Source organism: Rhodopirellula sp. J20-39, assembly GCF_057365095.1.
Map to the genome: position 1 here is coordinate 5,229,113 of NZ_CP195123.1, position 14,453 is coordinate 5,243,565.

Genomic DNA, 14,453 nt, shown 5'->3' on the forward strand with positions numbered 1-14,453 from the left:
CGGTTCACCCTCTAGTCTTAATCCACCTGCCGTCTGTCCCCTCGAATTCAAAGCGGCAATTGCCCCAACGCTACGCTGCCATACAACTTTCCTTTGACGAACCGATAGCATCCAACATGAGAACTAAGCGCCCACTGATTCATCCACGCGATGAGATCATGCAGACGATGAGTCGTATCTACGGATACCGCATGACCACCACATCGGGAGGCAACTTATCGATTCGCGATGAAAACGGCGACATTTGGATTTCACCGGCACGAGTGGACAAAGGAAATCTCACCCGCAACGACATCGTGTGCGTCAAAGCGGACGGAACGATCGAAGGCCTGCATCCACCTTCTTCGGAATTCCCGTTTCACAAAGCGATCTACAACGCACGGCCTGATATCCACGCCATCGTTCACGCACACCCCGTCGCGTTGGTCGCGTTTAGCATCTGCCAGGCATCGCCCAATACGCGGCTGTTCCATCAAACGCATTCGATCAGCGGGAAAGTGGGCTTCGCTCCATACGCTTGCCCCGGCAGCGAAGAGCTGGGCCAAAGCATTGCGGCCACGTTTTCCGAAGGCTGCGACAGCGTAATCCTAGAGAATCATGGTGTTGTCGTCGGTGGCGACTCGTTGGCAGGTGCGTTCGAACGGTTTGAAGCTTTTGAATTCGCGGGCAAGACGCTAATCAAAGCCAATCAACTGGGCGAAGTTCGATATCTCAACGACGCGCAATTAGAGCAGGCTGCCAACCGCAGCGTCGATCTGCCGACGTTCGAACCGGGGATTGCCGATGCAAACGAACGCGAATTGCGATTGAAGTTGTGCCAATTTCTCAAACGGGGTTGCCGTCAACGACTGCTGATCAGCACCGAAGGCAGTTTCTCCGCTCGTCTTGGTGACAACTCGTTTTTAATCACACCAACCCAAAAGGATCGCGAGACGCTCTCGATCGACGACTTGGTTCTGATCCAAGATGGGAAAAGCGAAGTTGGCAAAAAGGCCAGCCGTGCTGCTTTGGCCCACCAAGCAATCTACGCAAAACATCCTGACGTCCAGGCCATTGTTTTCGCACACCCGGTCAACGGTACCGCCTTCAGTGTGACGGATGTCAAGTTCGACACCCGCACGATTCCTGAAAGCTACGTGTTCTTGCTGGATGTCGGACAGGTGCCTTATGGCGTTCAGTATCAAAACGACGGGGCCATCGCTGATCATGTTTCGCCAAAGGGCCCAGCCGCAATTTTAGAAAACGACGGAGTCCTGGTGACCGGCTCCAGCATCTTGGACGCATTCGATCGACTCGAAGTCTTAGAATCAACCGCCGAAGCGGTCATCAACGCTAAGGCGATCGGCGATGTTTCGGCGATGTCACAAAGTGTTATCGACGAACTGCGTTCAGCTTTCAACTTGGGATAAATGCAACGATGAACTTAGGCTACGACCCACGCTACCCCAGCATCGAAGATCTGCGTAACCGCGCTCGACAGCGCATTCCAGGTTTCGCTTTTGATTATCTCGATGGTGGATGCAATGAAGACGTCAATCTGCACCGAAACACGTCCGACATCCGTGCCATTGAACTGATTCCGCAATACCTTTCCGAGCACATCCGCTCGGACATGAGCACGGAATTGTTTGGCCATACTTACGACGCGCCCTTCGGCATTTCACCTATCGGACTGCAAGGATTGATGTGGCCCAAGACGCCGGAGATTTTGGCAAAGGCAGCATTCGACCACAACGTTCCGTTTTGCTTGAGCACAGTATCGACCAGCAGCATCGAAACGATCGCAAAGATCACCGAAGGCAAAGCTTGGTTCCAACTTTATCACCCCACCGAAGAACGTGTTCGCGACGACATCATCAACCGGGCCAAAGAAGCGGAACTTCCTGTGTTAGTCATTCTGGCCGACGTCCCAACGTTCGGTTATCGACCTCGCGACATTCGCAACGGCTTGGCGATGCCGCCAAGCATGTCGCTGAAGAATATCTTGCAGATCTTCGGTTGCCCTAAGTGGGCACTCAGCACATTGCTGAACGGCCAACCTGAATTCGAAACATTGAAACCCTACATGCCCAAAGGCTTGAACTTAAAACAGTTGGGACTGTTCATGGACAAGACCTTTTCAGGTCGGTTGAACGAAGAGAAAATCAAACCGATCCGCGACATGTGGCCTGGCAAACTGGTCGTCAAAGGCATCGCTTGTGAAGCCGACGCCGAACGATCCCTTCGTTTGGGTGTCGACGGTTTATGGGTATCCAACCACGGTGGCCGTCAACTCGATGCAGGTCAGTCGGCGATCAAAGCGCTGCGTACGGTGGCCGCCAAGTTCAAAGGCCAAACCACCATCATGATGGACTCCGGAATCCGCGGTGGTCCAGATATCGCACGAACCATGGCCGCGGGTGCTGACTTCACGATGCTGGGACGGTCGTTCATGTACGGAACCGCTGCGTTGGGTAAACAAGGCGGCGATCACACGATCGCTATCCTGAAGCGTCAACTGCAGCAGGTCATGGAACAAATCTGTTGTCAGCGGACTCAGGATTTCCCAAACCACATCTCTGCCGAAACCGCGTAGGTCTAACACGGACCGGAGACTTCGCGTTAGATATCCACCGCACAGCGAGAAGGCTCGCTGTGCCGGATCTTGAAGCGCCGGATCTTGAAGCGGCAGGTTTCTTCCCGACTCAACATTCGGGGCCCTGTTTTCCTCTTGGGGCAAGCTTCATCCCAATTGAGCGAACCTGATCCCAACCAGGCAATTCAAGCCAGACGATCGAGCGCCATCTCGTGCACGATTTTCTGGCTCTGAATGGTTTACTGCAATGACTTATTGCTTATTCATCGATTGCTCGATTTCTTTGATTTTATCGGGCGACATTTGAGTCTCGGCCATCGCTGCTTCGTACGCCGCGATTCCCTCGGGGTCATCCACCCCCACCACAGTTGATTGGCCCGAGTCGCATCCGGTTAACACCAAGCTGCTCGCAAATAAGAACACGGCGACAAAAGACTTCATTTCAAACTTTCTGCAAATCAACGGTAACAAACAGGAGACAACGGACACAGTTGTCGAATCCCAACAGCAGCGTATTCCGGAAATGGGTGTGATGTTCCGGACAAAAGATGCACTTTATTCAAAAACAATAACCAAACCGTGCACGCTGAAGTAATCCGGAGATTTTGCCTAATGTGCCGTGACAGGCAATGGGGTCGCGCCATCTGGTAAGGCCTACAAATCTTTCGACCGGCATCGCTACGTGGATATTGTCCTTTCAGCGTGTGCTGCGTTTCGATGATTTCCATGTCCTAACGGCGATTGCGTGCATTGCGTCGCCTTTCCCAACCATTTGATAGACGCGAGTTGACTTGACTATGAAGAAAATTTCGAAGCCCCAAGGCTTCACGTTGGTTGAACTACTAGTGGTGATTGCCATTATCGGCGTTCTTGTTGGCCTTTTGCTTCCCGCCGTTCAGGCCGCCCGCGAAGCAGCGCACCGAATGAGCTGCAGCAACAACTTCAAGCAAATCGGCCTTGGAATGCACAACTACCACAGTGCCTACAACCAACTTCCGATCCAAGGAACCGGAACTCGCTCCGCTGGTGGAAACCGATGGTGGGCAGACACCAATGACGGCAACCTGCACCGCCTTAGTTTCCTTGTAGGCGTCACGCCGTTCATCGAACAACAAGCACTGTGGGAACAGATCAGTAACCCCATGTTGGGCCGAACCGATGGTTCAACAACGAACAACCCTGGCGGATCAGTACCTTGGCCAGCCTTGGGCCCAACCCCCGCACAGGTACAGTACATCCCCTGGGCCACTGAACTTCCAGGTTACCGCTGCCCAAGCGATCCTGGTGCCGGGTTGCCTTCGCTTGGCCGTACCAACTATGCCGCATGCTTAGGCGATTCGATCGTTCAGTCCGCAAGCGGGTTCATCGATGTCCGTGGCGAACGCGGTCCTGCTTATGAAACCAACGAATACTACAGCACCCGAACCCGTTCTTCGGCCCGTGGCGCGTTCGTGTCGCTGAAGTCGATGAAATTTCGTGACGTGCTCGATGGACTTGCCAACACGATCGCCGCCGGAGAGATCGCCACTGACCTTGGTGACAAGGACAAGCGAACCTCGTTCCCACAAGCTGCTGGTTCGGTACTGTCCGAAAGTGTCATCCGCGACAACCCATCGGCATGTCAGGATGATCCAGCAGTGCTGATTGATTCTGAACGTCCTCAGTTCTGGCACACCGACACCAAGATCGATTCATCGATCCGTGCTCGAGGATTCCGTTGGGCGGACGCCATGCCTGCCTTCACAAGCGTGTTTACAATTCTGCCACCCAACCGAGAAAGCTGCACCTACTCTGCCGACACCAGCAACTATCCAGCCTGGACGAGCGGAACCTACGGCGTCTCAAGTCGTCACCAAGGCGGTGCTCACGTGCTGATGGCTGATGGAGCGGTGAAGTTTGTTACCGATTCGATCGAAGCCGGCGACTCGCGAGCAGGAATGGTCTACTACGACAAGAAATCGGGCCCTCAGTCCCCTGGATCCAGAAGCCCGTACGGCTTGTGGGGCTCCTTAGGTACTCGTGCCTCCAACGAAGTCATCGACGGAGAAATCTAGTCGCCCAAGGAATTCCTTCGGCGCGAAGTTAAACGTTCGCGGGACGTCCGATGATCCCTCTTCGATTGGATCAATGACAACTCCATCGAGGAATGCCTTCGCCAAGTACACTTCGAGCTCAAAAATCGACCGCCAGGTGCTCCCATGCACCTGGCGTTTTTTATTGATCGCGACCGCCTCGCTGAGCGGAGACTGCAGACGCGTTCGCTGCCCCAATACGTAACGCGGAACCTTCGCCAGCACGCCTGCGACATGCCCCAAATTGCAAATTCGGCACCATGGTGACATTTTGCATCTGGAATTGCCGCAAATCCTGCACTAACAATATCGTGCCGCGACATACACAGTGCACTCTCTGAGCGATCGGTTCCGATTGCTTGCCGAAAAGAGTAGGATGAATGCTGGACAACGATGCCCCGCGTCCTTGCCGACAGCCACCGTGTTCCTGCCAAAACGCCCGATTCGTGCGTCAGCCTTTCCGCGATTTGGGCAACCTTTGCCGAGGACGGGTTCTGTGGCCACTATTGAAATGATTCGTTCGGAAAAAACATGACTGATTCGAGTATCCCGATTGCCAACCCACCTGCCACAAAGCAACCCGGCGGCTTAAAGCCCGCCGAGGTCGAGGCGAAGCATCCGCTGGCACCCTACAAAACTCTCTCCGACGAAGAACTGCGGTCCCGAATCCAGGCCGTGCGAGATTCGCTTGGCGAAGAATTGCTGATACTCGGCCACCACTATCAGCAAGACGAGGTCATCGAACACACCGACCTGCGGGGCGACAGCTACCAACTTTCGGAAATGGCTTCGAAGAGCGAAAAATGCCGCACGATTGTATTTTGTGGCGTGCACTTTATGGCGGAGACCGCTGATATCTTGGCGAACCGGCCTGATCGCGTCGCAGCGCGGGGTGGCCGACACGTCGACGTCCTGCTGCCTGACATGGCCGCGGGATGCTCGATGGCTGACATGGCCGGCATCGCACAAGTCGAAGCCGCATGGGAAGACATGAGCGAGGTGATTGATACCGAACAAGTCATCCCAGTCACCTACATCAACAGTGCCGCCAGCTTAAAAGCATTCTGCGGTCGACATGGCGGCATCGTTTGCACCAGCAGCAACGCGAAAGCGGTTCTAGAATGGGCGTTTGAACGCGGGCAACGGGTTTTCTTCTTCCCCGATCAACACCTCGGGCGCAACACCGCGCTAACGATGGATATCACCGAAGATCAAATGCCGGTGTGGGATCCCTACGCCTTGGAAATGGGCGGCAATACCGATCAGCAAATCCAAGACAGTCGAGTGATCCTATGGAAGGGACACTGCAGTGTTCATCAAATGTTTCGCGCCGAGCATGTCGATCGCTTCCGCAAGGAACACCCGGGAATCCAAATTCTGGTGCACCCAGAATGCCCACGGGAAGTCAATGACATTGCCGACATCAGCGGCAGTACGGGCAAGATCATCAACACGGTCAAAGACGCTCCGGCGGGTACGAAGTGGGCAATCGGAACCGAATTGCACCTAGTCAATCGCCTGAAGGCGGAACACCCCGAGCAAGAAATACACTTCTTAAGTCCAGTCGTTTGCATGTGCGCGACGATGTACCGGATCGATCTGCCACATCTTTGCTGGACGTTGGAAAACTTGCGTGACGGAGAACTGGTTAACCAGATCCGCGTTAACGAAGAGACGACCAAGTGGAGCCTCATTGCGTTGGAACGCATGTTGGCGGTCAAGTGATCGAAGAACCAACCGCGTATCCCAGTGATCAGAACGCCGCCCGCGTGGCGTTGCCGGAGCCTGGCGTGAAGCAACGAACGTACTTGGTATTCGCTGGAATCGCCGGCGCATCAGCGATCATGATCGGTGCATTTGGTGCCCACGGCTTAGAAAGCTACCTACCGGAAGCGGGCATCGATACCGAAACGGTCCAGCGCCGATTGCAGCAGTTTGACACGGGAGCACGCTACCATCTCGCGCATGCAATCGTGCTGCTGGTCTTGGCGACGGCATCGATACAACACACCAAACTCTTCCGAATTGCGTTTGGGTTCATCACGGCAGGCATCCTGCTGTTTTCCGGAAGCCTTTACCTGCTGGTCGTCACCAACACACCCGTCCTGGGTGCGGTCACACCGTTGGGCGGTCTCGCGTGGATTATCGGTTGGTGCAGCATCGCGTTTTTGAAACGACACCGCTGAATTTCGCCGGGTTAGGTCCTGCTCGGATCGACCGGTGACCCGATCTGCCAATGGTGCGGTTTTGAGCTAAGATATCTCCTCGCTTCTCGTCGCCGACGAACTCGTGCACGAAAGCCAGTCGAGTACACTCATTCATCAGGACGACAACATGCAGATGCCCCTCCAGTCTGTTTCGATACCAAATTCATCCTCTCCAGGACACTTCCAACACTGGAAATCGCCCACTCAACCGTTCCTTGCGTTGGCGTTGGCAACCGTGTTGATGCAGTGGGCGGCCGGAACTGACCTGCGGGCTCAATCAGCCGATCGTCCAAACATCGATCGTCCAAACATCATCGTGATTATGGCGGACGACTTGGGTTATGGTGACGTGTCCTGTTATGGCGGTGAGATCTCAACACCAAACATCGATCGTCTTGCCCAGGAAGGAACTCGATTCACCAGTGGCTATTGCTCGGCATCGACATGCACACCAACCCGTTACTCGTTCTTGACGGGCACTTACGCGTTTCGCAAACCGGGTACTGGCATCGCTGCCCCCAATAGCCCGGCGCTGATTCCCGCGGGAACAACAACGATTGCATCACTGATGCAGGAAGCCGGCTACGCCACCGCGGTAATCGGAAAATGGCACTTGGGGCTTGGCGAAAAAGGGGTTGGCCCAGACTGGAACGGCAAACTATCGCCAGGACCGCTGGAGATTGGATTTGACCACTGCTACATGCTGCCAACGACGAACGACCGCGTGCCTCAGGTGTACTTGTCCGATCACCGCGTTGAGAACTTGGATCCAGCCGATCCGCTTTGGGTGGGTAACAAAAAGCCCACCGAAGAACACCGCACCGGCCAGACGCATCGCGATGAACTAACCATGGATTGGTCGCACGGACACAACGGAACTATCCACAACGGCATCGGACGCATTGGGTTTTATACCGGTGGTATGAGCGCACGCTTCCGTGATGAAGACCTGGCGGATCGTTGGGTAGAGAAGTCCAACGAATGGATGAAGTCGCATCAATCGATGCCGTTCTTTTTGTTCTTTGCCTCTCATGATTTGCACGTACCGCGAATGCCTCACGAGCGATTTCAAGGCAGCACCGACCAGGGGCCACGCGGTGACGCGATCGCGGAACTGGATTGGTGTGTTGGCGAGTTGATCAAATCGGTGGATGCGTTGGGATTGACCGAGAGAACGATCTTCGTTTTCTGCAGCGACAATGGCCCCGTACTCGATGACGGCTACAAAGACGACGCGGCTGAAAAGCTAGGCGAACACAAACCAAGCGGTCCGTATCACGGCGGCAAATATTCGGTTTGGGAAGGTGGCACACGCACTCCTTTCATTACCCGCATGCCTGGCACCATTCCTGTCGGAGTCAGCGACGCGATGGTATGCACGATCGACATGGCCAACAGTTTTGCGACGATGGCCGGCCAACCGATCCCCCAAGACGCCTGCTTAGACAGTCTGGATATGAAAGATGCTCTATTGGGCGCTCCCTATGCCAAGGGGCGCACATCGCTGGTGCAACAGGACAACGGAAACACCGGCCGATTCGGTTTTCGCCAAGGCGAGTGGAAGCTGATTCATTACCCGACGCAAAAGAAACGAAAAGCGACTGCAGACCATTCTCGGACGCCGAAAAAGGATTGGACGCTGTATAATTTGGACCAGGATCCAGATGAGAGCAATGACGTCAGCGCGGATCACCCCGACGTTCTGGAGAAGATGAAACAAGATCTCCAACAGATCATGGACGCCGGTCGTACTCGCTAGTCCATCAACGCGAGACGCTAGCTGTATAACGCAGCGAGCACTTCGTCGGTTTGAGATAAATCGGCGAAGGCGAGCGTTGGGCTTTCAGCGCGAAGTGATTCCAGTGAATACTCGCCCGTCGCCACCGCGACCGTCTTTGCGCCGATCGCGTTCCCACAGGCGATGTCCGCTGGCGTGTCGCCAATGACCACAGTCTCGGTAACACGCTGCCCATAGCGACGACGAATGATCTCCGACGTCCGGCGGGCCAAATCATCGCGATGGCTATGAAAATCGCCACCGGAAATCCAGGAAAACCATTGCCGCAAATCGAAGTGGACCAACTTCTGGGTAGCCGTTTCGGGGAAGTTGCCAGTCATAACCGCGAGTGCAGTGTCGTTTTGACGTGCCATCTGGGTCAAAAGCGGCCGAACGCCTGGTAAAACGATCCCGCCCTGACGACTGAGTTCCCCACCCACTAAACTGACGTAGCGATCGCGAAGTCGGCCACAGTGCTCAACCGATGGATCGATCGAATTCCGTTCCAATAACTCGATCGTTAAGCTTCGATCAGTCCGACCGGAAAACGAAACCTCCGTATCCGGCTGGCTGATTGCGAACTCGTCTTGAAGGGCGGTCGCGAGAGCTGCCTTGCCGACGCCATGAGCCATCAGCAACGTCCCGTCGATATCGAATAAAAAAACTCGCACGTCATTCCGATTTCGATTGAAAAGTGAAGAATACCCCGATGAGTTTCCCAGAGCCAAGTCAGTCTGCCCAGCCCGCCTCTGTCGCAGGCAACGCCGAAGGTCCGAAATCCGCGACTAGCGGGGGGGATAGCGGCTTGGCGGTGAACGATTCAGACAAGAACAGTTCAAACGCCGCACCCAAGTTGGATAAAAGTGCGAAGCGGGTTCGGGAAATGTTCCGGCAAATCGCTCCCCGCTATGACACGATGAACCACGTCTTGTCGCTGAATATTGACAAGTGGTGGCGGCGCAAAGCGGTCCAGCAACTGAAAATCAAACAGAACGCTCCGATCTTGGATGTGTGCTGCGGAACCGGCGACCTCGCGATTGCGATCGCCGACGCGGCCGGGACCGATGTGCAGGTGATTGGCAGCGATTTTTGCCACGCGATGCTGGAAATCGCACGCGACAAGGAAGCCCACCGGACGCTCAATGCTCGTGGAGGTGGTGGCCGGCGGACAATTCCCTTCTTTGAAGCGGACTCGATGTCGTTGCCTTTCGCAACCGAACACTTTCAGTGCGTGACGGTAGCGTTTGGACTGCGAAATATCGCGGACACCGATGCAGGACTCTCCGAAATGTTTCGCGTGTGCCGACCGGGCGGCCAAGTGATGGTGCTGGAATTTTCTCAGCCCACGCTGCCTGTCTTAAAACAACTCTACGGTTTTTACTTCCGATCGGTATTGCCGAAAATCGGCCAATGGATGGCCCGGAATGACAAATCTGCCTACGAATACCTACCCGCCTCGGTAGGCCAGTTTCCATGCGGCGAAGCACTTGCCCAGCGAATGCGTGATGTAGGCATGATCAATGTCACTTACAAGCCGCTCACATTAGGCGTGGCAACGATCTACCTTGGCGAAAAACCCCCGGCCCCGAAAGCGGCTGGACACGAAACGAACACACCGACTCAAACGGAAAGTTCGCCAGTGGCGGTCTCGGCATGAGTGGATTACCAGAACCTGCACCTGACCAGCTAGCCGATAACGTCGCACCGCCCCCTCGCCGGAAACGCATTGTAGTTGCGATCACGGGCGCTAGCGGTGCGCCGTACGCAATCCGGCTACTGCAGACGTTGCGAAACAGCGATGTCGAGATTCACTTGACGCTAAGCCAGAGCGGTGCGGCGGTGATCGGTGAGGAGTTGGGTTTGAAGCTAGATGTTCGTAATCCTGACTTAAACGCATTGATGACTTGCGTTCCGCCTTGGTCGAGCGAACCCGCTTTCGAACTGGAGCAACCACTTGGCCCCAAGGGTGACGATCGTTTTTTCTTCCACCAATTCGATGATTACATGACACCGATCGCCAGCGGATCCTTTTTGACCGATGCAATGGTGATCTGCCCCTGCAGCGGTAGCACGTTAAGTGGCGTGGCCCGTGCTTCCGCGTCCAACCTGATTCAACGAGCCGCGGAAGTGCATCTGAAAGAACATCGCAAGTTGGTCTTGGTTCCCCGGGAGACGCCGATGAGCGTCTTACAAATCGAAAACATGCATCGGCTTGCTTCCGCCGGCGCGGTGTTGCTGCCGGCGATGCCAGGTTGGTATCACAACGTGACGCGTCTGGAAGACCTAGTCGATTTTGTAGTGGCCCGCATTATGGACCAAATCGGTGTTGAGAACCGATTGATCGGGCGATGGAAAGATCAATGAGCAAACTGTCCGACTGGCTAGGACTGATTCGATTCAGTCATACGATCTTTGCATTGCCGTTTGCGATTCTTGCCGCGTTGATGGCGTGGTCGACTCCGCTGACGTCGCCCGCGAGTGAAGCCAATGCAGGGTCACTCTACCCAGGAGTCCGGCTTCTCGATGGAGTCGGAATTTTGTTGTGCATGGTCTTCGCACGCTCAGCGGCAATGGCGTTTAACCGCTTAGTCGACCACCAAATTGATGCAGCCAACCCGCGAACGGCTTCGAGACATTTGCCAGCCGGGACGTTGTCGCGAAGGTCCGTGGCCATATTCACTGTGCTGTGCAGCTTGGGTTTTATCGCCTCGACGCTTCTGTTTTGGCCCAACCCGATTCCGCTGATGGGTTCAGTGCCGGTACTGGCGTTCTTGTTGGGTTATTCACTGGCGAAGCGTTTCACCGCCTCGGCACACTTGTGGCTGGGCGTGGCGTTGAGTCTGTCGCCGATTTGCGTTTGGCTAGCAATTCGAGGCGGGCAAGAAGCGTTTCCGGGGCACTATTTTTATGTGCCGATATTGTTAGCCGCTGCGGTCGCCCTGTGGGTCGCCGGGTTCGACATCCTGTACGCCTGCCAAGACGCCCAGTACGACCAGACCAAGGGGCTACACAGCATTCCAGCCCGATTTGGCGTTTCTGGAGCCATGCGGATTGCGGCCGGTTTGCATGTCGTGATGCTCGGATTTTTGGCGGCGCTCGCATGGTGGGGCAGGGCTGCGGGGCTGGGCTGGCTTTTTGCAAGTGCGGTCGGCTTGACAGCGGTGTTGGTTGTCATTCAGCATTGGCTGGTCAGGCCCGATGATCTCAGTCGCGTGAATGAGGCCTTCTTTCACACCAACGCGATCATCAGCGTGCTGCTGTTGGTAGCGGGCGGGCTGGACTGTTGGCTGTGATAACACTTGCCGGAACCGGTTAATGAATTGTGAGCGTCGCACTGCGTTGCCACCAATGCATCTTCTAGCCTTCCATTTGCAAATTTCCTTTTTCCTTACTTTCCCCTTTATCTACGTCCCATGATCGCTGCCGAACGTGACGCCCGATTTCGTGAGATTCGCGACAAAGTCGAAGCCGAAGAGCGATTGTCGCTGGACGACGGGCTCTTCCTGTACGAACCGTCCGTTTCACTTCAAGCCGTTGGCGAACTCGCTAACTTCGTCCGCGAACGCATGAATGGGAACGTCGGCTATTACAACATCAACACGCACCTGAACCCGACCAATGTGTGCGTTTACCGGTGTCGCTTTTGTGCGTTCCGCAAAGACTTGCGTGACGAGAAAGGCTACGCGATGACGGACGAACAAATCCTAGATCGCGGACGTGAAGCAACCGCCAACGGCTGCACAGAAATGCATATCGTTGGCGGGCTGCATCACCAGCGAAAGTACGAGTGGTATCGCGGTATTCTTTCGTTGCTGAAAGAGAACTTCCCGCAGATCCACCTGAAGGCATGGACGGCGGTCGAGATCGATTGGTTCCGCTTCCAAACCAAGAAAGACTTCCGGTGGGTGCTCGAAGACATGCGTGCGGCCGGACAGGGCAGCATGCCCGGCGGTGGTGCGGAGATTTTCCACCCCGAAGTTCGTGACCAACTTTGCGAACACAAAGCAAATACACCATCGTGGATCGAAATCCACAAGACCGCCCATCAAATCGGCATGAAGACCAACTGCACGATGCTTTACGGGCACGTGGAGAAGGCTTATCACCGCGTCGACCACTTGATGCGATTGCGAGAACTGCAGGACAAGACCAATGGCTTCCAGGTCTTCATCCCACTTGCATTTCACCCTGAAAACACGGGACTGTCGGACCTGAAAAAACCGTCCGGTTTGATGGACCTACGCACGATGGCCGTTAGCCGCTTGATGCTGGACAACATTCGCCACATCAAGGCCTATTGGATCATGCTGGGAATCGAAACGGCTCAAACCGCTCTCGCCTACGGAGCCGACGATCTCGACGGCACCGTGCGGCATGAATTGATCTACCACGATGCGGGCGCCAAAACGCCGGAATTCCTCTCCGTTGAACAGATCCAACACTTGATCCGCGAAGCAGGCCGAGAGCCCGCCGAACGCGATACGGAATACAACCACGTCATCCGCGACGAGAACGACTTCACTAAGTGGCGGATTGGCGACAGTGTTGATGCGGTAAGCCCGTCACCCGCGATTGTGGGCTAGTTTGGGGCGATTACGGCAAAATTTCGCCGAGATTGCTCCGCCAGCAAGAGATTGAGGCTGGCTTGAACCGGTGTGATGGGAGAAAATGTCCCCCATGCAGAAACGTGTTCTCTTCGCCGCTACGCATCCAGCTCGATCGCGTCTCGCCTTCACGCTCGTCGAGCTATTGGTGGTGATCGCGATCATCGGCGTGCTCGTCGGCCTGTTGTTGCCCGCCGTCCAGGCGGCACGCGAGGCTGCTCGTCGGGTTCAGTGTTCCAACAATCTGAAACAGATCGGATTGGGAATCCATAACTACGAATCCACCTACCGCCGGATCCCGTGGGGAGCCAAAGGCGGCTGGGGGTTTAGCTGGACGACGGACATTTTGAGTTTTGTCGAACAAACTGCGCTCGCCGAAAATATCCCGTACGGCGAAAAAGGTGCAGCCACCGGCTTTCTGCTTGAAAGCCAGCGTTTCCGGGAACTGGCCCAGGCCCCCGTTATGACCTTTCGTTGTCCTTCCCAGTACGGTCCTTTGGCAATCGAGAAGGACCAGATCCCCGATCGAGTCATCAACAGCTATCTCGGCAACTCCGGCGGAGACGTTGTGTTGGATTATTATTCGGATCCTGAAGGAACGGCAAACCGGCGGATCGGATTCGACAAGGGAAACGGTGTGTTCCTAGCAACCGACTTTTGTCACATCACCTCCTCATCACCGGATTGCGACAACCGGCCCGAAAGATTGGGACTGGCTTGGTCCGACATACTTGATGGCCTAAGCAATACCGCCATGGTCGGCGAAACCCGCTTTATTGAGTTCGCCGCGTGCAACACATGCGATCACTTCATGCTCTATCACCCCGACATCGATATCGCGGCGGGCGCTCCTAACGGCGCGGACTTTTCCGAAGCACTGGGCTCGCTGCACCATCAATTCAATCTGGATGTAGCCGATGGTGCCGGGAACAACGAGATCGAGATCTCACTAGGCAGCTACCATCCCGGGGGATTGCATCTATTGACCTGCGATGGAGCCGTCCGATTTGTCAACGAAGCAATGGACAATGTCGTCCGCCAAAAGCTGGGTTCACGCAACGGCCGCGAAGTCATCGACGCCGACGAGTACTAGGACAAGTACTTCGCAGAAATATTTGCACACCACCAGCACTAGCACATCATTTGTTTTCGTTTCGCAATAGCGGCTGCCGCATGATCGATGCGTCTTGATCGATATGACTCAATGGAAACAAACCT

13 protein-coding genes are annotated in these 14,453 nt (G+C 55.2%); 11 read left to right on the forward strand and 2 right to left on the reverse strand.

Features of this window, described 5'->3' with window-relative positions; all coding sequences use genetic code 11:
- Nucleotides 1–116 precede the first annotated feature (116 nt).
- Both ACR3ZL_RS18875 and ACR3ZL_RS18880 read left to right on the forward strand, forming a co-directional pair.
- Nucleotides 117–1,409 (forward strand): class II aldolase/adducin family protein, encoded by a 1,293-nt coding sequence (locus tag ACR3ZL_RS18875; protein WP_473651550.1) that lies wholly within the window; start codon nucleotides 117–119, stop codon nucleotides 1,407–1,409.
- A gap of 8 nt (nucleotides 1,410–1,417) precedes the next feature.
- On the forward strand, nucleotides 1,418–2,575 hold the full coding sequence (locus ACR3ZL_RS18880) for an alpha-hydroxy acid oxidase (RefSeq protein WP_473651549.1): 1,158 nt from the start codon (nucleotides 1,418–1,420) through the stop codon (nucleotides 2,573–2,575).
- A 252-nt stretch (nucleotides 2,576–2,827) separates the two neighbouring features.
- On the opposite strand, the gene ACR3ZL_RS18885 is transcribed toward ACR3ZL_RS18880, so the two are convergent.
- Nucleotides 2,828–3,016: a hypothetical protein gene (locus ACR3ZL_RS18885; protein WP_473651548.1), complete on the reverse strand. Its 189-nt coding sequence runs from the start codon at nucleotides 3,014–3,016 to the stop codon at nucleotides 2,828–2,830.
- A gap of 356 nt (nucleotides 3,017–3,372) precedes the next feature.
- On the opposite strand from ACR3ZL_RS18885, the gene ACR3ZL_RS18890 reads away from it, so the two are divergent.
- From ACR3ZL_RS18890 to ACR3ZL_RS18905, 4 genes are all read left to right on the forward strand, one after another.
- Complete coding sequence (locus ACR3ZL_RS18890) at nucleotides 3,373–4,629, forward strand: DUF1559 family PulG-like putative transporter (protein WP_486172873.1); 1,257 nt, start codon at nucleotides 3,373–3,375, stop codon at nucleotides 4,627–4,629.
- 549 nt (nucleotides 4,630–5,178) lie between these two features.
- Complete coding sequence (nadA, locus tag ACR3ZL_RS18895) at nucleotides 5,179–6,372, forward strand: quinolinate synthase NadA (protein ID WP_486172874.1); 1,194 nt, start codon at nucleotides 5,179–5,181, stop codon at nucleotides 6,370–6,372.
- Entirely contained in the window at nucleotides 6,369–6,833 is a 465-nt protein-coding gene (locus ACR3ZL_RS18900) for a DUF423 domain-containing protein (protein WP_473651545.1), read from the forward strand. The genes nadA and ACR3ZL_RS18900 overlap by 4 nt, the downstream gene beginning before the upstream one ends.
- 262 nt (nucleotides 6,834–7,095) lie before the next feature.
- Nucleotides 7,096–8,613 carry a sulfatase family protein gene (locus tag ACR3ZL_RS18905; RefSeq protein WP_486173596.1) on the forward strand — a complete coding sequence of 506 codons (1,518 nt, stop codon included), beginning with the start codon at nucleotides 7,096–7,098 and terminating at the stop codon, nucleotides 8,611–8,613.
- 17 nt (nucleotides 8,614–8,630) lie between these two features.
- On the opposite strand, the gene ACR3ZL_RS18910 is transcribed toward ACR3ZL_RS18905, so the two are convergent.
- Nucleotides 8,631–9,302: an HAD family hydrolase gene (locus tag ACR3ZL_RS18910; RefSeq protein ID WP_473651542.1), complete on the reverse strand. Its 672-nt coding sequence runs from the start codon at nucleotides 9,300–9,302 to the stop codon at nucleotides 8,631–8,633.
- Between the two features lie 38 nt (nucleotides 9,303–9,340).
- Between ACR3ZL_RS18910 and ubiE the strand changes: the two genes are divergently transcribed.
- The 5 genes from ubiE (at nucleotide 9,341) to ACR3ZL_RS18935 (ending at nucleotide 14,328) form a co-directional block, all read left to right on the forward strand.
- Nucleotides 9,341–10,288 (forward strand): bifunctional demethylmenaquinone methyltransferase/2-methoxy-6-polyprenyl-1,4-benzoquinol methylase UbiE, encoded by a 948-nt coding sequence (ubiE, locus tag ACR3ZL_RS18915; RefSeq protein ID WP_486172875.1) that lies wholly within the window; start codon nucleotides 9,341–9,343, stop codon nucleotides 10,286–10,288.
- Nucleotides 10,285–10,995, forward strand: coding sequence for a UbiX family flavin prenyltransferase (locus tag ACR3ZL_RS18920; protein ID WP_486172876.1), 711 nt, complete (start codon nucleotides 10,285–10,287; stop codon nucleotides 10,993–10,995). Before ubiE ends, ACR3ZL_RS18920 begins: the two co-directional genes overlap by 4 nt.
- Nucleotides 10,992–11,924 (forward strand): UbiA-like polyprenyltransferase, encoded by a 933-nt coding sequence (locus ACR3ZL_RS18925; RefSeq protein ID WP_486172877.1) that lies wholly within the window; start codon nucleotides 10,992–10,994, stop codon nucleotides 11,922–11,924. Before ACR3ZL_RS18920 ends, ACR3ZL_RS18925 begins: the two co-directional genes overlap by 4 nt.
- A 120-nt stretch (nucleotides 11,925–12,044) precedes the next feature.
- Nucleotides 12,045–13,214, forward strand: coding sequence for an aminofutalosine synthase MqnE (mqnE, locus tag ACR3ZL_RS18930; protein ID WP_473651539.1), 1,170 nt, complete (start codon nucleotides 12,045–12,047; stop codon nucleotides 13,212–13,214).
- 94 nt (nucleotides 13,215–13,308) lie between these two features.
- Nucleotides 13,309–14,328, forward strand: coding sequence for a DUF1559 family PulG-like putative transporter (locus tag ACR3ZL_RS18935; RefSeq protein WP_473651538.1), 1,020 nt, complete (start codon nucleotides 13,309–13,311; stop codon nucleotides 14,326–14,328).
- Nucleotides 14,329–14,453 lie beyond the last annotated feature (125 nt).